Raw genomic sequence first — 22,381 nt, 5'->3', positions numbered from 1 at the left:
AAGTAACAGAACTAGCAAACAGGTATGGAGGAAATGCGTTCAGCTTTTTCAGGTATTGTGAACTAATATCTGATTGCTCACGCTTCTAAAATTATGAAAATAGCAATAGCAGGATTTGGTGCTTTAGGCGCTCGAGTTGGCGTGATGCTACAACAAGCTGGCCATGAAGTGACAGGAATTGATGGCTGGGCTGCACATATTGCCGCCATAAGCACAGATGGATTGACAGTCCATCAAGATGATGGGACAACAAAAAAATATTATATTCCTGTTATGACAGCTAAAGAAATTGATGGTAAGTTTGACCTTATTATTTTATTAACGAAGACGCCTCAATTAGATACGATGCTAACAGATATCAAGCACATTATTACTAAGCATACCAAACTGCTGGTTCTTTCTAATGGTCTTGGTAATATTGAGGTTATGGAAAAACATGTTCATCGCGATCAAATTTTGGCGGGGGTAACTTTATGGACATCAGAATTAATTAATCCTGGTGAAATTCGAGTGACAGGTACTGGATCGATCAAATTACAAGCAATTGGTGAGGCTGATGCTAAACCAGTTGTATCAGCCCTGAATAAAGCTGGTCTTAATGTGACACTATCGGAAAATGTTATTGAAGCAATTTGGCATAAAGCGGGGATTAATTCTGTCCTCAATCCGTTAACAGTTTTGTTAGATGCAAATATTGCGGAATTCGGTACGGCTGGAAATGGTATGGATTTATCATTAAATATTCTGAGTGAAATCAAAACAATTGGTGAGCTAGAGGGCATTAACGTTGATATAAACGCGATTATGAAAGATTTATCCTTACTCATACGACCTGAAAATGCTGGGAATCATTATCCATCAATGTATCAAGATATTAAAGCTGGTAAACATACAGAAATCGATTTCTTAAACGGTTACTTCGCTAAATTAGGATCTGATCGTGATGTGGATATGCCTTTTAATGCTTTGGTAACCAGATTAATTCATGCCAAAGAAGATATTGAACGAACCAAGTTAGCTAAAAAACAGGAAACTTTTGAAATTTAATCTCAAATAAAGTAAAATGAGTGTGACGACTTTTACTTTTAATTTGTAAGGAGAAATAACATGGCAACAGAAACTGCGATATTTGCTGGAGGCTGCTTTTGGTGTATGGTTCAACCATTTGATTCTTTGAATGGTATCGAAAAGGTTCGCTCAGGCTATACAGGTGGTCATGTTGAAAATCCGACTTATGAACAAGTGCTGACACACTCGACTGGACACACAGAAGCTGTTAAAATTTGGTTTGATTCCGAAAAAATAAGTTATCGTGAACTAGTTGAAATATATTGGGAACAGACTGACCCAACCGATGCAATGGGACAATTCCAAGATCGTGGTGATAATTACCGTCCAGTGATTTTTGTAAATAGTCCCGAACAACGTGAAATTGCTGAAGAATCTAGAGCCGCATTAGTAGCTTCAAACCGCTTTGATGAACCCATCGTGACGAAAATTGAAGACGCCAAACCATTTTATGAAGCAGAAGAATATCACCAAGATTTTTATAAGAAAGATCCGAAACGTGAAGCATTAGAAATGGCACAGCGTCTGCAGTTTAAAGCTGATAAGTGGAATTGAATTCGACCAGTATATTTTAAGATAAATTCAATTTAAATGATATGAAAGTGAGCGGGAACGCTCATTTTTTGTTATAATTGACTAGTTATGAACGTTATAAAGAAAGCGCTCAGTAGGTAAAATGAATGCAACTTGAATTTCTCGGTACTGGCTCTGGCCAACCATCTAAATTTAGAAATGTTACAAGCATTGCTCTTCGCCTGTTAGACGAACGCAATGCTGTGTGGCTTTTTGATGTTGGTGAAGCAACGCAACATCAAATTTTAAAAACTACTTTGCGACCACGTAAAGTTGAAAAAATATTTATTACACATTTACATGGTGATCATATATTTGGATTACCAGGGTTCTTAAGCTCACGATCTTTTCAAGGTGCTGATAAGAATGAACCTTTAACTATATATGGACCTAAGGGTGTTAAAGAATTTGTTCAAACGGCGCTACGAATTTCCGAAACACGTCTATCGTATCCAATTGAATATGTTAACTTAACTGAAGGCGTTATCTTTGAAGATCACACTTTTCAAGTGATTGCCGCTCCAATGCGCCATCGTATTGAAACCTGGGGATTTCGTGTGATAGAGAAAGATCATCCAGGGGAACTATTAGTTGATAAACTAAAGCAAGAAAATATTCCTTCTGGGCCAATTTATGGCAAACTTAAAGCAGGAAAAACAGTCACATTACCAGATGGGCGTATTGTGAATGGTCAGGACTTCATTGGTAAAGCTCAAAAGGGTCGTATAATAACTTTCATTTTAGACACCCGTCCCAATGATAATGTAGAGTGGCTAGCAAAGGATGCCGACGTTTTGGTCCATGAGAGTACCTATGGCGCAAACGAAGAAGAGGCAAAAATGGCCAGAGCCCATGCCCATTCAACAAGTGCAAATGCTGCAAGCGTGGCTCGTCGATCACATGTAAATAAGCTAGTATTGACACATCTTTCAGCTCGCTATATTGGTCCGATGGTTAAAGAATTAATACACGATGTCCGTCGCAACTTTGCTAACACACATGTAGCACGCGACTTCGACATTATTGATATTCCTTTTAAGAAAGATAGTAATGAATCAAAGTAATTGGAACATTCTGCCACAACCAAGTGAAAAGGTTGTTCGACAGTTAAGTGCACAACTAAATATTAGTCAATTTATGGCAACAATCGTGGCTCAACGAGGCTATACAGATCCAGAAGCAGCTTTTAAATATTTACAACCAAGTGTAGAACAATTGCACGATCCCATGTTACTTCATGATATGGATAGAACTATTGAGCGTCTGCAGGAAGCAGCTTTTGGTGGTGAAAAGATTGTTGTCTACGGTGACTATGATATGGATGGTGTCACCAGTACGGCAGTTATGGTGGAGGCTTTAGAAGTGTTGGGTGCAGATGTAACACCCTACATACCTAATCGTTTTTCAGATGGTTATGGACCAAACATTGATACGTATAAACAACTTATTGCTGACGGTGCACAATTAATTGTGACAGTAGATAATGGCGTTAGTGGTCAAGAAGCTGTTGAATATGCGATGAGTCAAGGTATTGATGTCATTATCACCGATCATCACGAAATGCCTACCACACTGCCAAATGCTTATGCCATTATTCACCCAAGACATCCAGAAGGCCAGTATCCATTTGGTGATTTGTCTGGTGCTGGTGTTGCTTTCAAAGTTGCTCAAGCGCTATTAAATGAAGGCCAACCAATTGAAGATCAAACAGAGTTACCAACTGAACTATTAGATCTCGTTGCGTTAGGTGAAATTTCTGATATGGTGTCTTTGACCGACGAAAACAGAGTGTTAGTCGCATGGGGACTGAAACAAATCAATGTTTCGCCACGCCCAGGTTTAACTGCTGTTTTAAAAAATGCGGGTAAGAAAGATAATGAACCAGTTATTTCAGAAACTGTTTCATTCAAGATTGCTCCGCGCTTAAATGCTGTCGGTCGATTAGGAGATGCTAGCTTATCTCTAAAACTTTTATTGAGTCAAGATCCAGAAGAATCAACTGCAATTGCTTCTGAAGTTGAGGCAATTAATGCACAACGTCAAGAAATTGTTGAAGAGGTATTTGGGTCTGCAAAACAACTCGCGTTATCAGATGAATATAAGAATGATCAAGTATTGGTTATTGCTGGTCAAGATTGGCATCAAGGCATTTTGGGTATTGTAGCTAGTCGATTAGTGGAGCTATTACAAAAGCCGGCAATTGTTTTAAGTTTAACAGATGGTGTGTATAAAGGTTCTGGGCGAACTTTTGGTGATTTTGATCTCTATCAATTTATGAATGCCTTTCATGATTTGTATGATACATTTGGTGGGCATGCCAGTGCATTAGGATTATCTATTTCACCAGAGCAAATGGATGTATTGAAAGAGCAAGTTCGTCTGAACTCAGCTAAATTACAAATTCATGCTAAACCAATTACTATTAATACGAAATTGTCAGTTAATGAGATTAGCGCTGAAACGTATGAAGAATTACGCCTGCTTGAACCTTTCGGTACTGGAAATCAGCAACCAGTGTTTGGATTGCAACAACCAAAAATTAATAAAGTAACAACGATGGGAAACTTAAAGCAACATATTAAGTTAGTTTTAGAAAATAATGTTGAGGCAGTTGGCTTTAACCATCCGGACTGGGTGCCTATGGTTGCTAATCCCGTAGGGTTGTCATTTGCTGCCACTATTGGCATTAATTATTTCCGCGGGCGCAAAACGGTACAACTTCTACTAACAGCTATTAACACGCCAGAGACGACTACTGAAAATGCTGCTCATAAAAAATTTTTTGCTCAAGTATATAAATTTATTTACGCACATCAGGATTTGAATTTTGCGCAGAACTTGGATAAAATAGCGGAGCAGTTAAATATCAATAAGAACGATTTAAATATTATGATTCAAGTATTTATTGAATTAGGATTCGTGCATGTTACCAATGGATTTGTTACAATTATTTCGGGAGCAGCACAAAAACCTTTAACTACCTCAGTAACATACCAAAAATATTTGGCAAATCGTTAAAAAGAAAGTATGAGCGATAGCTCTGAGATTTAGAATGACAGTAGATTTACATAATTTTGTTGCAACAGTTGAAAATTACCCTGAACCAGGTGTTAGTTTTCGTGATATTTCACCATTAATGGGTGATGGTGTAGCCTATAAGCAAGCAGTAGATGCTATTGCTGATTTTGCTAAAAACTTAAACGTTGACTTAATTGCTGGTCCTGAATCACGTGGATTTATTGTAGGTTCTCCGCTGGCATATGCGATGAATATTGGCTTTGTCCCAGCTCGTAAAGGTGGTAAATTACCGCGTGAAGCTGTATCAGCATCTTATACATTGGAGTATGGTGGTGTTAATGAGTTAGAAATTCATAAGGATGCTATTAAGCCAGGACAACGAGTGTTGATTGTTGATGATTTGCTAGCAACAGGTGGCACAATTAATGCTACACGTGAAATTATTGAAAAACTTGGTGGTGTTGTTGCTGGCGTAGCTTTTATTATAGAACTAGAAAGCTTGCAAGGTCGTGAAAAAATTATGAAAGCTGGCGAAGTGCCATTTCTGGCTTTAATGGAATACTAATTATTTTTAATCTTAATGTAATTGGCAGTATACAGTAAAATACTTAGAACAATAACATATATCATATTGAGGTGCTACTGATGAACAATAGTAACATTAAAGAGTGGTTTGTACGTTTTTTTAAAGGAATATTCATTGCTCTAGGATTTATTCTGCCAGGTGTATCCGGTGGCGTATTAGCAGCAATCCTTGGTTTATATGAACGAATGCTGAATTTTATGGCGCATTTGAGGCAGAATTTTAAGAAAGATTTTTGGTTTTTTCTACCAGTGGGTTTGGGTGGTATCGTTGGTATTATTTTATTGAGCCGACCATTAGAATTTTTGCTTGTTGAATATAAAGCAATTATTTTATGGGGCTTTGCTGGTGCCATTGTTGGTACTTTACCATCCCTGGCAAAAGAGAGTGGTAAGCGTGGGCGAAGCCTAAGCGACTGGATAGTGTTCATCGTCACAATAGTTGTGGGTGGATTATTCCTATATAATATGACAGCTATTTTTGGGACGATGCCAATTAATTTCTTTTCTTGGATGTTGGCTGGGGCACTAATCGCTTTAGGTGTTATTGTTCCGGGATTAAGTCCATCCAACCTGTTGCTATACTTGGGATTGTTTGATCCAATGTTATCCGGATTTAAACGTGCTGATGTAAGTGTATTTCTGCCAATAGCACTTGGTGGTATGTTGACATTAATTCTTTTTTCAAAATTAATGAACTATCTTTTACATCATTATTATGCTAAAGTGTATCATTTTATTTTAGGTATTGTTCTTGTTTCGACGCTTCTAATTGTTGTTCCACCAGTCGCTGATTATAGTGGCTTTAATATGATGAGCGGATTTATAAGCTTTATCTTATTTATTCTCGGTGTATGGATTGGTCATTGGATGAGTGGCCTAGAAGAAAAGTACAAATAAAAAACGATCATATGATAATTTCTATCATCAGATCGTTTTTTTATTGTACTAACCAAACTTGATCATTAATAAAATCAAATGGTTGATGATGTTGATTTAACTTTTTTGGACGTGATAGCTTTGCATTTTGCCAAAATAATTGTGAATTGGTTGCACCATCTTTTTCTCCAATAACAATAAAATCACCATTAAAGTGTTGCGCACGTAAGATTTGTAGGATTTGCCAGTCCGTTTCATCTGTATCAGGGGCCCAGCTTAGAATAACCACATCATAGGACATTCTTTTTATAGATTCCAATGCATCTAGACAGATAACTTCTGTCCATAAATCAGGATGCTGTATATCTTGGCCATGCCAGTCGAAGTTATCTGTTGCGATGACATCATTTCCTAGAATTCGCAATTGACTAGCAATAACACCGTTTCCTGACATAATTTCTAAAACTCGTCGACCATTAATAACCTGATTTAAGTCCGATAACCAAAGCTGATTGGGTAAATGCCAAATGCCAAAAGACTTAATAATTGTTTGTCGAAATTCAGAAAATAAATCATCAAGAGGCATTAGTCGCAAATCGGATAGAATGTTTTGACTAGAAAAACTAAGCTGAGGTAGGGGATGAGTGGGTAAAGTATGCTGCGAAAGGGACTCTAATGCCTTGCGCGCTGCATTTATTTTAATCAACGTATCTGGGCTGTCGGAAAATTGCCGAGCATACTGTTCTAATTTAATCCGCATCGTCATTTGTTACGTCACGCCGATTGTTTACATCGGCACCGTCCTTACTAATATGTATATTGAAATGTTTACCATTTCTAACAAACTCAAATTCGTTATCCTTAATATTTTTTCTGAAACGCCAAAATGTAATTAATCCAATAATACCGGCAACAGCGGCTATAATTAAGACAACGAAAAACGCAATACCAATAATGCTAAGTACGACTGGAACCGCTACACCAATAATCGTTAGAATGATGGGAATAAAAATTAGCAGTCCAATAATCACTGTAACCACGGCGCCAATCAATTGAAATATCTGTTTCATTATATTTTCCTCCTTGTTTATTATACTACAGTTTTAAAGAGATTTATTAGATTTATAAAAAAGTATTGACATAAAAATGTTATTGGAGTATATTAATATTCATAGAAATAAGCGAGTAATTCGCTCAAAAAATGGAGACGCATTATGGCTAAAAATATACAAGCACAACAAAATAACGTACTTCTCCTCAACCTTCTTCTCATTTGAGTCTAGTAGGTTGTTATTTGAGCAATAATCAGCTACTGGACTTTTACTAAAAGAGTCAGAGTAGCTGGTTAGGTAGGAAACGTCCTAACGAGCAATCGTTGGGACGTTTTGTTTTTGCCAGCGATTGTTAGTAGCTCATATCGGAATTAAGTTATTATACAGGAGAAATAACATGGCACAAAACGCAATTACACCACAACATAAAATTGATACGGATCAAATTAAAGAAAAAATGACTCAAGAAAAAGAGTCAGTTCGTGATACTGTTTATAAAGTCAGTGCAGCTGTCTCAAACGCCATTTTAGTCACCTTGGGTATGGGACTATTGTTGCAGACAATTGCGGGATTTATCCACTGGGCACCAATGGTTCAAATGGGCGCAATTACTAAAATTATGTTGCCAGCAGCATTTGGCGCAGCAATTGCATCACAAATGAAAACGAATACAATGGTTATGTTTAGTGCGATGGCTGCCTCAGCAGTTGGTGCTAACGCTGTTTTCTTCACAGATAAAGCGGTGGCGGGTGTGACAGCAACTGGATACGCTGGTACACAAGCTGCTGGGTCAGCTATAATGACCACTGGGCAACCAATTTCAGCTGTTATGGCGGGTGTGATTGCTGTATTGTTTGGTAAGTGGTTAAGTGGCAAGACGCCCTTAGATATGGTTATTGTTCCAGCGGCAACAACGATTGTTGGGACGGTGTCTGGATACTACTTGGCTGCTGTTACAACGCCAGCCTTGGTTGCAGTCGGAAAGTTTATTGCTTCAAGTGTTGCAGTGAACCCAATTATTGGTACAGCCATTGTTGCCATGGCTTTTGGTGCAATGACTATGACGCCAGCTTCTGCAGCGGCTTTAGCTGTAGCAATTGGTGCAACTGGTGTAACTTCACCAGAGGCTGCCGGAGCAATCTTAATTGGTACAACGGCTGTATTCGTTGGTTTTCCTGCAATGTCATTTCACGAAAATAAAATTGGTGCAACAATTGCTCAGGGTATCGTCACGCCAAAAATTCAATTTCCAAATTTGACTGAAAATCCTGCCTTGATTATTCCGCCAATGATTGGCGCAGCAATTGCCGCCCCAATTGCAACAATTGTATTTAATGTTACTGCACCTTTCTCAATGGCTGGTATTGGATTTAATTCGTTTATCGTTCCGTTGGCATTGGCGGGATCAAACCCTGCTGCCTTTGCTGCTTACATGATTATCGGTGTAGGTGTTCCGGTGATTGTTTCATTTGTTGGTTATCGTTTCATGCGTAAAATGGGTTGGGCAAAGCCACAACAATTGCACTTGGAGATGATTTAATATAAAAAAGCATGAGTCGCTAATTGAGACATCATGCTTTTTTATTTTGTGTATGTAGAGCGATAGGATAAGTTATTTGGCCCTTTGAGCCAGTTAAAATTTTTTAATGGATTTGACTTTACGCCCCAAATATCGAGTAAAGCTGCAATTGCAATATGAACAGGAGCTTGCGCATCAAATGTGACATTCAATTGATTATATAGACCATCTGGTCGACTTTCCGGTTTCACACTAAGCAATTTTTTGGTATTGTGGTATATGAAGTATCGATTTGCAATAAAATTGCCAGATATTAACCAACCTAAATGTCGAACATAAACAAAGTCACTAATATGGCCTAGTGTAAAACTAATGGAGCCGACGATATGTCCACGATAGTTGAGGGTAAATCTTGGAATAATACCATAAGATGTTTGGCGAATGCGTACCAAAACGCGACCAGACATGTCTTGCACTTGAATTTCGTCAGACTTTTTACCAGAACGACCAGACACTAAATAAGACGCTTTGAAATCTTGGTCGAAAACAATGTTGACGCCATCATTAACACTATGTCGTTGACGTAAATAATATTTTGTCATTTGCAAACCTCGTATTCAAATACAAGTTTATCACGAAAGAAGAAAAAAATGCCATTATCACACACAACTTGGGCACCCGCTGTTAAAGCCAAGTTAAATCCGGAGTATTTAAAACAGGTCGCGCGATTTATTCAATCAACCTATCGGGAAGATACGCATGTTTTTCCACAACAAAAAAATATATTTGCTGCTCTTGAGAAAACACCTTTACCCGAGACAAAAGTGGTCATCATGGGGCAAGATCCATATCATAATATGGGTCAGGCACAAGGACTGAGCTTCTCAGTTCCTGAAAACGTGCCAGCGCCACCTTCCTTACAGAATATTTTAAAAGAGCTTTCGACAGATATTGGGTCTCGTCAATCGCATGATTTAACTAGTTGGTCCACACAGGGGGTACTGTTATTAAATGCTGTGTTAACAGTTCCAGAAGGGCAAGCTAATGGACATCAAGGGAAAATTTGGGAGCCGCTGACGGACAGTTTGATCCAAATCGCTTCTGAGGATGATGCACCGAAAGTTTTTATTTTGTGGGGAAAGTTTGCCCAGTCGAAACGGCAATTTATTGATGAGTCTAAGCATCTTGTTTTAATGAGTGCGCACCCCAGCCCACTATCAGCTTACCGTGGTTTTTTTGGCAGCCAACCATTCTCAAAAGCAAATCACTTTTTAGTTGCTAAGGGGCGACAACCTATTGATTGGTTAAAATGAGTGAATAAATTCACAAATATTGCTCAATACACAGACTTTTGTGTATTTGTCTGTTACAATTAAATTGTAAATAATTAATTCGTAACAGCGAATTTGGAGGAATTTATGGAACTTTTTGAGCAATTAAAAAATAAAATAACCGGTCAAAATAAGACAATTGTATTCCCGGAAGGTGAGGATCCTCGTATACAAGGCGCAGCTATCAGATTAGCAGCTGACAGCTTGATCGAGCCAATACTATTGGGGAATGCACAGGAAATTTCAAAAACAGCCCAAGCGCATAACTTTGATTTGTCGAATATAGAGACGATAGATCCTGCATCATACGATAAGAATGAATTAGCTAAATTAAATGCGTCACTTGTCGAAAGGCGTAAAGGAAAAACAGACGCCGAGACAGCTGCTAAATGGCTACAAAATGTTAATTATTTTGGGACCATGTTAGTTTATACTGGTAAAGCTGATGGCATGGTATCAGGTGCCGTACATCCAACTGGTGATACAGTTCGTCCTGCGCTGCAAATTATTAAAACGGCACCTGGCTCATCACGTATCTCTGGTGCATTCATTATGCAAAAAGGTGAAGAGCGTTATGTATTTGCAGATGCTGCCATTAATATTGACATTGATTCAGACACAATGGCTGAAATTGCAATACAATCAGCACATACAGCTCAAGTGTTTGATATTGAACCAAAAGTAGCAATGCTTTCATTTTCAACCAAAGGCTCCGCAAAGTCACCGTTGGTCGATAAGGTAGCAACGGCCACTGCATTGGCTAAAAAGTTAGCACCAGAGCTTGCAGGCTCAATTGATGGAGAGTTACAGTTTGATGCGGCGTTTGTTGAGTCTGTGGCTGCCTCTAAAGCACCCAATTCAAAAGTTGCAGGTAAAGCAAACACATTTATTTTTCCAAGTCTAGAAGCTGGAAACATTGGCTATAAGATTGCGCAACGTTTGGGCGGATTCGAAGCGATTGGGCCAATCTTACAAGGGTTGGCTAAACCAGTTTCTGATTTATCGCGAGGAGCTAATGAAGAGGATGTCTATAAAGTAGCTATTATTACCGCTGCGCAAGCATTGTAAACATATAGAAAAAACCTAACTAAAAGTTAGGTTTTTTTATGCGGATAACAGGAATCGAACCTGCACGGTGTTGCCACCATACCGACCTGAACGGTACGCGTCTGCCAGTTCCGCCATATCCGCAATTCAACTTTTTTATTATACCTTAAAAAGTAAGGGTTGACAAATTTTTCTAATATAGTACTATTAAATTACTCAAAGAAACAGGGATGTACCATGAACAAATTATTCTTTAACCAAACATCATCCTCCACTCGACCACTCATGTGATCGGGATTCTTTGCGTGCAGATAACGTAGAAATGACGGACAACATGGGTGTGTATACTTGTGTTGTCTTTTTGTATATTGAAAGGTATTTTTAATGACAAACTATAATTTTTCTGCTGGTCCAGGTGTGCTACCAACGCCAGTTCTCACCAAGATTAAAAATGAATTCATCAAAAATGAATTTACACATATGTCCATCATAGAAATTTCGCATCGCTCTACCCAATTTGAAGAAATTATTAACAGCGCTGAAGAACGTTTGCGTGATTTGATGAATATATCAGATGATTATGGTGTTGCATTTATTCAAGGTGGGGGATCCACACAATTTGAAATGTTGCCACTTAACTTTGCCAATAATAAGAATAGCATTGCTGTGTTAGATTCAGGTAATTTTGCCTCAAAAGCAGCACAGGCAGCGATTGCAATAGGCAAACAAGCAACAATTTTGGACAGCTCTAAGGCAGATCACTATCATCATTTACCTATGCTATCTAGCGATTTTAACGCTGATCAGTATGATTACCTACATCTAACGACCAATAATACAATTGAGGGCGCCACTTACCACCGGTCATTTGTGCCTAAAACTAGCGGTAGACTGACAGCGGATATGAGTTCAAATATTTTGGCGGAACCATATGATGTCAGTGATTTTGATGCCATTTTTGCGGGGGCGCAAAAGAATCTTGGACCCGCTGGTGTTACGGTTGCTATTGTTAAAAAAGATTGGTTAAAAGAACAAAATATTGAAAATGTTGGTTCGATGTTGCGTTATCAAAACTATTTAGACAAGCATTCAATGTATAATACACCGCCAGTATTTTCAATTTATGCGCTCAACTTAGTACTGGAGTGGGTACAAGAGCAGGGAGGCGTTGACAGCATGTACGCGCAAAATATTGAGAAGTCTGCAAAATTGTATGATTATCTAGATAACTCAACATTTTATCATGCCTCAGTCGATGAATCAGCACGTTCACTGACAAATGTTGTCTTTACTACAGCAGACTTAGAACGAGATCAAGCAATAGCCAAAGATGCAACTAAAGAAGGCTTATTTAATTTAAATGGTCATCGGTCGGTCGGTGGTTTCCGTGCTTCATTATACAATGCACAACCTATTGAAGCTGTTGATGCCCTAATTACATTTTTGAAGAAAGCAGAAAATAATTACAAATGACAAATATTAAAACTTATAATGCTATTAGTCCTAAAGGACTAGACTATTTAAAAGATCATCATTACGATATTAACGGTAATGATGCACCGAAAGGCATCTTATTACGCTCACAAAATTTACATGATGAACCAATAGATGATAATGTTCGTGCCATTGTTCGTGCTGGTGCCGGTTTTAATAATATTCCTGTTGAGGAATTATCAAAACGTGGTATTGCTATTTTTAATACCCCTGGTGGGAACGCAAATGCCGTGAAAGAATTAACAATTGCATCACTAGTTTTAGCAGCACGACCAGTAGTTGGTGCTATACAATTTGCTAATGATACACGGGGCGGGGATGTGTCTTTACGCACCGAGTCAAATAAAGGTGGTTACCGTGGCACAGAGCTATCCGGAAAGAAACTGGGTGTTATTGGTTTAGGAAACGTTGGCTCAAAAGTTGCTAATACAGCTTTAGCTCTTGATATGGATGTTATTGGTTATGATCCAGGGTTGAATGCTAATACGGCTTGGCGTGTTGATCGTCATATTGTCCATGCTAGAAGTGTTGAAGAGGTATTAGAACAAGCTGATTATGTAACCATTCATATTCCACTAGAAGAAAAAAATCGTCATTTTATTGATGCGGATAAATTACATCTAATGAAGCCAACGGCTGCATTACTCAACTTGTCAAGAGGCGGTATTGTTGATGATGAAGCTGCAAAAACAGCGTTAGATAATGATCAGTTACGCGTTTATATCACTGATTTTGCTGACAGCGTTCTGTTTGATAATCCTAAGGTTATTATTACCCCACACATTGGTGGATCAACTATTGAAGCAGAAGACACCAGCGCCTTGATGGCTGCACATCAACTGGATGAGTATTTAACAACAGGAAATATTGTCAATTCAGTTAATTATCCAGATATTAATGAACCTTTCACGACCAATTATCGTGTCGGCATTATTCACGAAAATGTACCGAATATGTTGGGACAAATTTCAAAGTTCTTTGGCGACCATAATATTAACATTGAACAGCTAAGTAATCGTGCTGTTGGAAATTATGCTTACACTATGGTGGCAATTAATGACTTTACTGATGAACAACAAGAGTTGGTGAAAACAGCACTGGATGAAATTCCACATGTTATCTTAACTCGCCGTTACGTTAACCCAAGAATATAAAAAAAGGAAAAATCAAAATGACTAAAGAATTACAAGAATCAGCAATCACAACGCTTGCACGTCGAGGTGTGACTACCAATGATATCGCTGAAGGCACACGTACATTTTTGAGTGACAAATACAAAGATGCCATTAATGAAGAAGTATTAGCCAAATCTATTGCACATGTTCTTTACAAAGATGAAGTAGCTGACATTATTTTGACTGCAGTATATCTTGATGAGCAAGCAGAAGTTATGTCCGATGACCAACCCTTAAAAGCACGTTTGCAGCGCGATGCCAACGGTCATAATGTCGATGAAATTTTGGCCATTGCAATTACGCAACAATTTTCTGCAGCAGCAACAGTGCATTATGGTTTGTTAGATGACTTAAAACCAGGGTTGATTGGAGAAATTAACGATAAGACTGATAGTATTAATGTTTACTTGGACGATATTTTGGCAGCTTTGATTGCTAGTTCAGCAATGTCATATTTGGAGCTTTTGGGTGGTAATCAATATTAATGATTTGAACTAAGCTTACTGGAAATTGCAGTTGTTTTTTGTTAAAATAGAAGCGTTATTCATTAATTTCAAGGAGATGACACAATGTCAGGACATAGTAAATGGCATAACATTCAAGGTCGTAAAAACGCCCAAGATGCTAAGCGTGGTAAAATTTTTCAAAAGATAGCGCACGACTTATATGTTGCTGCAAAAGCCGGCGGTGCAGATCCAGATATGAACGCATCATTGCGATTAGTTGTTGAAAAAGCTAAGGCTGCTAACATGCCTAAGGAAAACATACAACGTGCATTAGATAAGGCCTCTGGCGCAAATGGTGCTAAGTTTGAAGAAGTCACTTACGAAGGCTATGGTACAGCTGGTGTAGCTGTTCTTGTTGAAGCGTCTACAGATAATATTAACCGCACAGTATCGAGCGTTCGTAACTCATTCAAGCACGCAGGCGGTGCATTAGGAACTTCGGGCTCAGTAGCATTCCAGTTTGATCGTAAGGGTTATTTGGCTATTGATCGTAATGCGTTTCCCACTCTAGACGAAGACACAGTCCTAGAGGATGCGTTGGAAGCAGGTGCTGAGGATGTACAAACTTCTGATGATGTTTTTGAAATCTACACAGAACCAGCCGATTTCCAAATTGTTGAATCAGCTTTGATAGAATCTGGATATATTTTTGAAGAGGCAGAGGTAACAATGATTGCTCAAAATCCAATGGATATTTCAGAAGAAGAACGTGAGAAGTTGGATAAGTTAGTCGATGAATTAGAAGACAATGAAGACGTTTTGGCGGTTTACACAACTGCTGATTAGTTAAGAAAATACATCTATGGATGTATTTTTTTATATCATGTTTTTTAAAAGGGACAATAATTGTCTTTTATATTTTACTAAAAAAGCAATAAACAAAGCCATACACTATAAATGTTAGAAATAATTAGTAATATTCTCAAAATATAAATTATAAGTATGGTAAAATGGATAAGTAAAAAGCGATTAACGCATTTAATGTTCGTTTTTTACTAAAAAAACAACATTAATAGAGGGACACTCACGGATAGGTGCAAACAGATTAACTATTTTTTGTAATAGTTAGTTTTCTCCGACAAGCCTATCCCGTCTGAAAGCAGCTATTAGTGTTATAGGAGAAAAAATATATGTCTGGTGTAATTGTTGTTGGTTCGCAATGGGGTGATGAAGGAAAAGGAAAGATTGTTGACTTTTTCGCGGAACATGCGGACGCAGTAGTGCGTTATCAAGGTGGTAATAACGCAGGGCACACAATTTGGCATGGTGATACAAAATTTGAGTTATCAGCATTGCCATCAGGAATTGTCACAAAAGGGCAACTTGCTATTTTGGGTAACGGTGTGGTTATTAATCCAGAGGCACTGTTAGCAGAAATAAAAGAAGTTGAATCTCAAGGTGTTACAGTTGAAAATTTGATTATTTCAAATCGTGCGCATGTGATTATGCCTTATCATATCGCATTAGACAAAGCATCTGAAACAGCATCAAATAATCGTATTGGTACAACTAAAAAGGGTATCGGCCCAGCTTATACAGATAAAATTTCACGTGTTGGTATTCGTGTCGCTGATTTAATTGATCCTGAAATTTTTGGTAAGTTATTAAAAGAGTACTTACCATTCAAGAATGCGCAATTAACCAAGTTATACGGTGAAGAAGCGCTTGACTATAATGAAATATATGAAAAGTATGTCGAATATGGCCGCCAATTGGCGCCGTATGTCACTGATACATCTTATTTACTAGGTCAACAAATGAAAGAAAACAAACGTGTGGTTTTCGAAGGAGCCCAAGGGGTCATGTTAGATGTGGACCACGGCACATATCCATTTGTGACTAGTTCAAATCCGACTGCTGGTGGCGTTATGAATGGTGCGGGTGTAGGACCAAAGCAAATTCAAGATGTTGTTGGTGTTATTAAAGCTTATACATCACGTGTTGGTTCAGGACCATTCCCTACAGAATTGTTTAATGATACAGCGGATCATATTCGTGAAATTGGTCATGAATATGGTGTTGTGACAAAGCGCCCACGTCGAATTGGTTGGTTAGATGCTGTTGCATTGCGTCATGCAGTGCAAGTATCTGGCTTAACCAAGCTAGCTATTAATTCATTAGATGTTTTATCTGGGTTAAAAGAAGTTAAAATCGCAACATCATATACTTATAAAGGTGAAGAAATTCATCATTTCCCAGCATCAGATACTTGGTTCCAAGGGTTAGATGTTAATTTTGAGACATTGCCTGGTTGGGATGAAGATATTACTGATGTCAAGAAGTTTGATGAGTTACCAATTAATGCACAAAACTATTTGAATAGAATTTCTGAATTATTAGAAGTCGATTTATTAAGTTTCGCCGTTGGCCCTAAGCCGGAACAGACACATTTATTGCACCCAGTTTGGGGAATAAACATTACAATTAAAAAAAGCAGATAAGATGAATGAATTCGTTTTATCTGCTTTTTTTGCTAAATATACAATAAAATAGCATATATTCACTTCTTGACTGTATATAAACGAAAAAAAGTTGCATATTTACGCAAAGAGGACTAATATATAATCATCGAATAACTAAAGAAAAAATGATGAGGGAAAAATTATGACAGACACATTAGTATTAGCATACTCCGGTGGTTTAGATACTTCAGTAGCCATTCCTTGGTTAAAGGAAAAAGGGTACGATATTATCGCAGTTGTTTTGGATGTAGGGCAACATGGTAAGAATTTAAATGAAATTCAAGCAAAGGCACTAAAAGTTGGAGCCAAACAATCAATCGTTATTGATGCAAAAGCTGAATTTGCGGATAAATATGTTGCACCAGTTATTAAAGCTAACATGATGTATGAAGGCGAATATCCAATGGTATCAGCCTTGTCTCGTCCATTAATCATCAAAAAATTAGTTGACATCGCACATGAAAATGACGCGGTTGCGATTGCACATGGATCAACGGGTCACGGTAATGATCAAGTACGTTTCGAAGCTGCGATTCATGCATTGGATCCTGATATGAAGATTGAAGCACCAATTCGTGATTTTCAATGGTCACGTGAAGAAGAAATTCAATACGCACAAGAACATGATGTTCCGGTACCTATTGATTTGGATTCGCCATACTCAATCGATGAAAACTTATGGGGACGTGCCAATGAAGCTGGTATATTAGAAAACCCATGGAACCAAGCGCCAGAAGATGCATTTGCCTTGACAACCGCCATTGAAGAAACACCAGATACACCAGAATTTATCGATGTTACTTTCGAAGGTGGTGTGCCAGTTGCGCTTAATGGTGAAGTATTGTCATTAGAAAAGCTCATTGTGACGGTTAATGAAATCGCTGGAAAGCATGGCATTGGTCGTATCGATCATATTGAAAATCGTTTGGTTGGTATTAAATCACGTGAGATTTATGAAGCACCAGCTGCAGCTGTTTTGATGACAGCACATAAGGATTTGGAAGATTTGACATTAGAACGCGATGTTGCTCATTTCAAGCCAATTGTAGAACAACAGCTAGCTAACCTAGTTTATGAAGCAAAGTGGGTATCACCATTATTTGATAGCTTAATGGCCTTTATCGATAGCACGCAACAAAACGTTAATGGTGTGGTTAAGATGAAGTTGTTTAAGGGGAATGCCACTGCAGTAGCACGTCAATCGGAACACAACTCACTATATGATGAAGATTTGGCAACATATACTTCATCATCATCATTTGATCAGGCATCTGCCGTAGGATTTATCAAATTGTGGACACTAAGTAACACGGTTTATGAACAAGTTAACCATGTCCACTCACAAGAGAAAAAGAACACAGTGAAATAAGCAAAACGAGCTTAGCTCGTGTACATAGATAGTAATAAAGGGAGTAATGAATAATATGAGTGATAAATTATGGGGTGGTCGTTTTACCGCTAAAGCTGCAGAATGGGTAGATGAATTTGGTGCTTCAATTCACTTCGATCAAAAAATGGCGGCTGAAGATATTGAAGGTTCGATAGCACATGCGAAAATGCTTGGCAAACAAGGCATTATCAGTACGGAAGAATCAGAACAAATTGTTGCTGGTTTGAAAATTATTAATAAAGAACTCATTGCTGGAAAAATTGAGTTTGACGTTAAAAACGAAGATATCCATATGAATATTGAATCATTATTGACCGAAAAAATAGGCCCTGTAGCTGGAAAATTGCATACGGCTCGTTCCCGTAATGATCAAGTAGCCACAGATTTTCATTTATGGGTCAAGCATCGGTTGCCCCACGTGCTAGAATCGCTAACTGAATTGCAAGAGGAATTATTAACTTTGGCGACAGATCATGCAGGCACTATCATGTCTGGATATACACATTTGCAACATGCGCAGCCAATAACTTATGGTCACTATCTTCTTGCGTATTTTGAAATGTTTCAACGTGATTATGAACGTTTCGAATTTAACCAAAAGCACACTGATATTTTACCGCTAGGAGCAGCAGCTTTAGCTGGAACAACTTTCCCGATTGATCGTGAATTTGTTGCTAAAGAACTGGGTTTTGACAGTATCTATCACAATTCATTAGATGCCGTGTCAGATCGTGATTTTGCTTTAGAATTCTTGTCAAACGCTGCTATACTAATGATGCATCTGTCTAGAATGGCAGAAGAATTAATTTTGTGGTCAACTTACGAATTTAATTATATTGAACTATCAGATGATTTTTCAACTGGCTCATCAATTATGCCACAAAAAAAGAATGCTGATTTTGCTGAACTAGTTCGTGGAAAAACAGGAAGAAGCTACGGTGCATTAATGGGTCTCTTGACAACAATGAAATCATTACCCTTAGCTTACAATAAAGATATGCAAGAGGATAAAGAGCAAGTATTTGATATGATGGATACGGTTCTAGCTTCTGTTAAGGTGTTTACAGGCATGCTAAGTGGTTTGACTGTTCATAAGGAACGAATGCTAGCCACAACACAAGATGATTTTTCAAATGCGACTGAACTAGCAGATTACTTGGCCACTAAAGGTGTACCATTCCGTGAAGCCCATGCAATTGTGGGACAATTAGTTTTGACAGGCATTCAATTAAAAACACCACTACAAAAAATGTCTCTATCTGATTTGCAAGCTGTCGCCCCACAAATAGATGAAGATATTTACGAGAAATTACAATCTGAAACAGCAGTTAACCGACGTACTTCGTTAGGCGGTACAGCTGTGGAAAATGTTAAAAAAGAAATTGTACGTAATAAGAACATTTTGGAGGCAAGGTAATGTATTCACATTTTCAGGGGAAATCTTTTCTTAAAGAAATTGATTTTACAAAAAAAGAGCTAGAGACGCTTATTGATTTGGCGGCTCACTTTAAATATTTAAAGCAAAATAATATACCGCACAAATACCTTGAGGGGAAAAATATTGCCTTGTTGTTTGAAAAAACTTCAACACGTACGCGTTCTTCATTTACTGTTGCCGCAAATGACTTAGGCGCTCATCCCGAGTTTTTAGGTAAAAATGATATTCAATTTGGCAAAAAAGAATCTTTGGAAGATACGGCAAAAGTTTTTGGACGTATGTACGATGCAATCGAATATCGCGGATTTTCACAAGCTACAGTGGAAGGATTAGCCACTTATAGCGGTGTACCAGTATGGAATGGGCTGACAGACGATTGGCATCCAACACAAATGCTAGCTGATTTTCTTACAATTAAAGAACAGTTAGGTCATATAGCGGGTGTTACCTTAGCCTATATGGGTGATGGTCGAAATAACGTTGCCAATTCTCTGTTGGTAACAGGGGCCATATTAGGGGTTAATATACATATTGTAGCGCCAAAAAGTTTGCAACCAAGTGAAGACATTCTAAAAATAGCTAACCAGAAGGCTGCTGAATCAGGGGCAAAATTATTTGTTACAGATGACATTAATGCTGGTGTTGCTGGTGTTGACGTCTTATATACAGATGTGTGGGCTTCGATGGGCGAAGAAGATACGTTTGAAGAAAGAATCAAGTTATTATCACCTTATCAAATTAATGCAACATTAGTTAAAAAAACGAACAATAATCAGGTGATTGTTTTACATGATTTACCAGCATTTCATGATTTGAATACTAAAATGGCTCAAGATATTTATGACAAATTTGGTATTAAAGAGATGGAAATTACTGATGAGGTTTTTCATGCTTCTTATGCGCATCAATTTGAGCAAGCAGAAAACCGGCTTCATACAATTAAAGCTGTCATGGCAGCTACTTTGGGAAATATGTTTATTCCTAATTAAAATAACAGCCGTAAGGCTGTTATTTTTTAACTTTCAGTTTTGAAACTAAATTAGCATCGGGTGTAACATATAGGGTTTGCTGTCCTTCAAAAATGACAAACCCCGGTTTTGAACCATTTGGTTTGCGCAGTTTTCCGGCAGGTAAATAATCAACTGGAACATTGGCAGACTCACGTGCCTTGCTGAAATAAGCTGCGAGTTTTGCTGCCTCAATAAGTGTTGTATCTGAAGGATTAGAATCATGAATAATAACGTGTGATCCAGGTATTTTTTGGACGTGTAACCAAATATCTCGACGATCAGCTTGTTTTAATGAAAGTCTTTCATTTTGCAAGTTGTTTTTTCCAACTTCAATCAACGTGCCATCGGAACTTTCGAATTTATCAGGTTTTGAAACTTTTGGTTTCTGTTTATTTTTCTTATTGGCGCGAATATATCCCTCAGCGGTTAATTCGAGGCGGATATCTTCTACGTCCTTTGGAGAAGCAACATCTAACTGTGCGACAATATTATTAAAGTAATCGATTTCTGCATCGGTCAATGCAATTTGTTCATTAACAAAATCTACGGCTGTACGTAATTTGCGGTATTTGTTGAAATATTTTTCAGCATTTTTAAGACCGTTTAGTTTTGGATCTAAGGGAATTTCTAGTAAATTATTATTATCATAATAATTTTCAATAGATACACTTGTCATTCCTTTTTGAACAAGGTGCGGATAAGTAATTAACAAATCACCTTTGACTTTTAGATCGTTAGCATTTTCAGCATCTTCAAGTGTTTTTAATAATTTTTTTCGCTTAGCTGTATTTTTTTTCAATTCGTTTTTAACGACTCGAACGAGGGTACCAGCTTGTTGGTTGACACGTTCTCTTTCTGCTTTTCCGATGTAATAGGCATCGAGCATTTCCCCTAACGTAGGGAACGATTCCTGTGACACGCTGTCTTGCAACCAGTCAAAGGCAGCATAGCTAAGAGAACCATCTTTTGAAGTGAAAAGTGTGGGCGCGAGATGGTCAAAATGAGCCAACCATTCACGAGCATGTGCTAATTGATCACCTGTCTGATTAATTGCGCGAGCCAATGCTTCTGCGGATTCTCTTCCAAATCCCTGGTATGTTTTTTGAATATATTTCGGCCATTCTTCGAAAGGGATATCTAGAATCATTTGTGCTAAGCCATCTAGACCTGTAGTAAAGGGATTTTTTAAATTCTGAGCGGGGGGTAGAACATAAGTCGCACCAGGAATCAAAGAACGGACGCGGTTTTGGTCAGCAGGAACATGTTTAATTAGTTCTAATATGTGGGCACCACTTTCACGAACTAAAAATAGATTTGAGTGGCGTCCCATCATCTCTAAAGTTAAACGGATTTCTTGTATGTCCCCTAATTCATTACGGGCATTAACGTAAAAATTAATAATACGATCGTTTTCAACTTGCTCAATTTTTTGTAATTTAGCCCCCTCTAAATAGCGTCGTAAAAACATTACGAAGTTTGGTGCAGTTTGCGGGTTTTCGTAGGGAATACGTGTGATTTGGGCACGTGCGTAGCTGGGGTGAGCACTCAGTAGGAGCGGATAATTCTGCCCATTATTACGAACTACGAGTACAATTTCATTTGGATAAGGTTGGTGCACCTTGGTGATACGGCCACCTGTAATTAAATCATTTAGTTCATGCACAATCGCGTGCGTAAAGAGACCATCTAAGGGCATTTTGAGTACTTCCTTTTATTATTTGTTGCAGTCGAGTTAATATTTATATCATTGTTATAAACATTTTATTTGTTTAATTTATCATTCTTTCATTGTATCACGTAATAATAGAGGAGTTGGCTCACTTCTAAGATTGCTAGG

General features: G+C 38.0%; 21 protein-coding genes and 1 tRNA gene. 17 read left to right on the top strand and 5 right to left on the bottom strand.

All coding sequences use genetic code 11. The annotated features are described in order from the left end of the window. Positions 1-93 precede the first annotated feature (93 nt). The 6 genes from GJV51_00110 to GJV51_00085 all read left to right on the top strand — a co-directional run bounded on the left by GJV51_00110 (position 94) and on the right by GJV51_00085 (position 6,141). Positions 94-1,047 (top strand): 2-dehydropantoate 2-reductase, encoded by a 954-nt coding sequence (locus GJV51_00110; protein QGM24482.1) that lies wholly within the window; start codon positions 94-96, stop codon positions 1,045-1,047. 60 nt (positions 1,048-1,107) lie between these two features. Next, positions 1,108-1,623, top strand: a complete 516-nt coding sequence (gene msrA, locus GJV51_00105; GenBank protein ID QGM24481.1) for a peptide-methionine (S)-S-oxide reductase MsrA — start codon at positions 1,108-1,110, stop codon at positions 1,621-1,623. 125 nt (positions 1,624-1,748) lie between these two features. Continuing rightward, positions 1,749-2,705: a ribonuclease Z gene (gene rnz / locus GJV51_00100; GenBank protein ID QGM24480.1), complete on the top strand. Its 957-nt coding sequence runs from the start codon at positions 1,749-1,751 to the stop codon at positions 2,703-2,705. Further along, complete coding sequence (gene recJ / locus GJV51_00095; protein ID QGM24479.1) at positions 2,692-4,659, top strand: single-stranded-DNA-specific exonuclease RecJ; 1,968 nt, start codon at positions 2,692-2,694, stop codon at positions 4,657-4,659. Before rnz ends, recJ begins: the two co-directional genes overlap by 14 nt. Before the next feature lie 34 nt (positions 4,660-4,693). Further along, positions 4,694-5,224, top strand: a complete 531-nt coding sequence (locus GJV51_00090; protein ID QGM24478.1) for an adenine phosphoribosyltransferase — start codon at positions 4,694-4,696, stop codon at positions 5,222-5,224. An 80-nt stretch (positions 5,225-5,304) separates the two neighbouring features. Next, positions 5,305-6,141 (top strand): DUF368 domain-containing protein, encoded by an 837-nt coding sequence (locus tag GJV51_00085; protein ID QGM24477.1) that lies wholly within the window; start codon positions 5,305-5,307, stop codon positions 6,139-6,141. A gap of 40 nt (positions 6,142-6,181) precedes the next feature. Here GJV51_00085 and GJV51_00080 read toward each other — a convergent pair whose 3' ends face one another. Together GJV51_00080 and GJV51_00075 are read right to left on the bottom strand one after the other, a co-directional pair. Then, positions 6,182-6,886, bottom strand: a complete 705-nt coding sequence (locus tag GJV51_00080; GenBank protein ID QGM24476.1) for an SAM-dependent methyltransferase — start codon at positions 6,884-6,886, stop codon at positions 6,182-6,184. Further along, positions 6,870-7,190: a hypothetical protein gene (locus GJV51_00075; GenBank protein ID QGM24475.1), complete on the bottom strand. Its 321-nt coding sequence runs from the start codon at positions 7,188-7,190 to the stop codon at positions 6,870-6,872. The genes GJV51_00080 and GJV51_00075 overlap by 17 nt, the downstream gene beginning before the upstream one ends. 379 nt (positions 7,191-7,569) lie before the next feature. On the opposite strand from GJV51_00075, the gene GJV51_00070 reads away from it, so the two are divergent. Further along, entirely contained in the window at positions 7,570-8,712 is a 1,143-nt protein-coding gene (locus GJV51_00070) for a PTS sugar transporter subunit IIC (protein QGM24474.1), read from the top strand. A gap of 41 nt (positions 8,713-8,753) precedes the next feature. Here the strand turns inward: GJV51_00070 and GJV51_00065 are convergent, their stop codons facing one another. Then, positions 8,754-9,293: a hypothetical protein gene (locus GJV51_00065; GenBank protein ID QGM24473.1), complete on the bottom strand. Its 540-nt coding sequence runs from the start codon at positions 9,291-9,293 to the stop codon at positions 8,754-8,756. Positions 9,294-9,341: 48 nt separating this feature from the next. Here GJV51_00065 and GJV51_00060 point away from each other — a divergent pair, with 48 nt between their 5' ends. Both GJV51_00060 and pta read left to right on the top strand, forming a co-directional pair. Continuing rightward, positions 9,342-10,004: a uracil-DNA glycosylase gene (locus tag GJV51_00060; GenBank protein QGM24472.1), complete on the top strand. Its 663-nt coding sequence runs from the start codon at positions 9,342-9,344 to the stop codon at positions 10,002-10,004. A gap of 105 nt (positions 10,005-10,109) precedes the next feature. Beyond that, a complete protein-coding gene (gene pta, locus GJV51_00055) occupies positions 10,110-11,090 on the top strand; it encodes a phosphate acetyltransferase (protein ID QGM24471.1) in 981 nt (326 codons plus the stop codon). 39 nt (positions 11,091-11,129) lie between these two features. On the opposite strand, the gene GJV51_00050 is transcribed toward pta, so the two are convergent. Then, a tRNA-Leu gene (locus tag GJV51_00050) sits at positions 11,130-11,213 on the bottom strand. Positions 11,214-11,453: 240 nt separating this feature from the next. On the opposite strand from GJV51_00050, the gene serC reads away from it, so the two are divergent. The 8 genes from serC to argF all read left to right on the top strand — a co-directional run bounded on the left by serC (position 11,454) and on the right by argF (position 20,523). After that, positions 11,454-12,542, top strand: a complete 1,089-nt coding sequence (gene serC, locus GJV51_00045) for a 3-phosphoserine/phosphohydroxythreonine transaminase (GenBank protein ID QGM24470.1) — start codon at positions 11,454-11,456, stop codon at positions 12,540-12,542. Further along, positions 12,539-13,717 carry a 3-phosphoglycerate dehydrogenase gene (locus GJV51_00040; protein ID QGM24469.1) on the top strand — a complete coding sequence of 393 codons (1,179 nt, stop codon included), beginning with the start codon at positions 12,539-12,541 and terminating at the stop codon, positions 13,715-13,717. The genes serC and GJV51_00040 overlap by 4 nt, the downstream gene beginning before the upstream one ends. Positions 13,718-13,734: 17 nt before the next feature. Beyond that, positions 13,735-14,223: a phosphatidylglycerophosphatase A gene (locus tag GJV51_00035; GenBank protein ID QGM24468.1), complete on the top strand. Its 489-nt coding sequence runs from the start codon at positions 13,735-13,737 to the stop codon at positions 14,221-14,223. Between the two features lie 84 nt (positions 14,224-14,307). Next, positions 14,308-15,030, top strand: a complete 723-nt coding sequence (locus GJV51_00030; protein ID QGM24467.1) for a YebC/PmpR family DNA-binding transcriptional regulator — start codon at positions 14,308-14,310, stop codon at positions 15,028-15,030. 344 nt (positions 15,031-15,374) lie between these two features. Next, a complete protein-coding gene (locus GJV51_00025; GenBank protein ID QGM24466.1) occupies positions 15,375-16,685 on the top strand; it encodes an adenylosuccinate synthase in 1,311 nt (436 codons plus the stop codon). A gap of 163 nt (positions 16,686-16,848) precedes the next feature. Beyond that, a complete protein-coding gene (locus GJV51_00020; GenBank protein QGM24465.1) occupies positions 16,849-18,075 on the top strand; it encodes an argininosuccinate synthase in 1,227 nt (408 codons plus the stop codon). Between the two features lie 55 nt (positions 18,076-18,130). Next, positions 18,131-19,513 (top strand): argininosuccinate lyase, encoded by a 1,383-nt coding sequence (gene argH, locus GJV51_00015; protein QGM24464.1) that lies wholly within the window; start codon positions 18,131-18,133, stop codon positions 19,511-19,513. After that, a complete protein-coding gene (gene argF, locus GJV51_00010; GenBank protein ID QGM24463.1) occupies positions 19,513-20,523 on the top strand; it encodes an ornithine carbamoyltransferase in 1,011 nt (336 codons plus the stop codon). The genes argH and argF overlap by 1 nt, the downstream gene beginning before the upstream one ends. Before the next feature lie 19 nt (positions 20,524-20,542). On the opposite strand, the gene GJV51_00005 is transcribed toward argF, so the two are convergent. Next, positions 20,543-22,240, bottom strand: a complete 1,698-nt coding sequence (locus tag GJV51_00005) for a DUF814 domain-containing protein (protein ID QGM24462.1) — start codon at positions 22,238-22,240, stop codon at positions 20,543-20,545. Positions 22,241-22,381: the final 141 nt, after the last annotated feature.

Origin of the sequence: Leuconostoc mesenteroides subsp. mesenteroides (genome assembly GCA_009676745.1) — a bacterium.
In the GTDB taxonomy this organism is placed as follows: domain Bacteria; phylum Bacillota; class Bacilli; order Lactobacillales; family Lactobacillaceae; genus Leuconostoc; species Leuconostoc koreense.
This window is presented reverse-complemented; position numbering and strand designations above follow the sequence as displayed.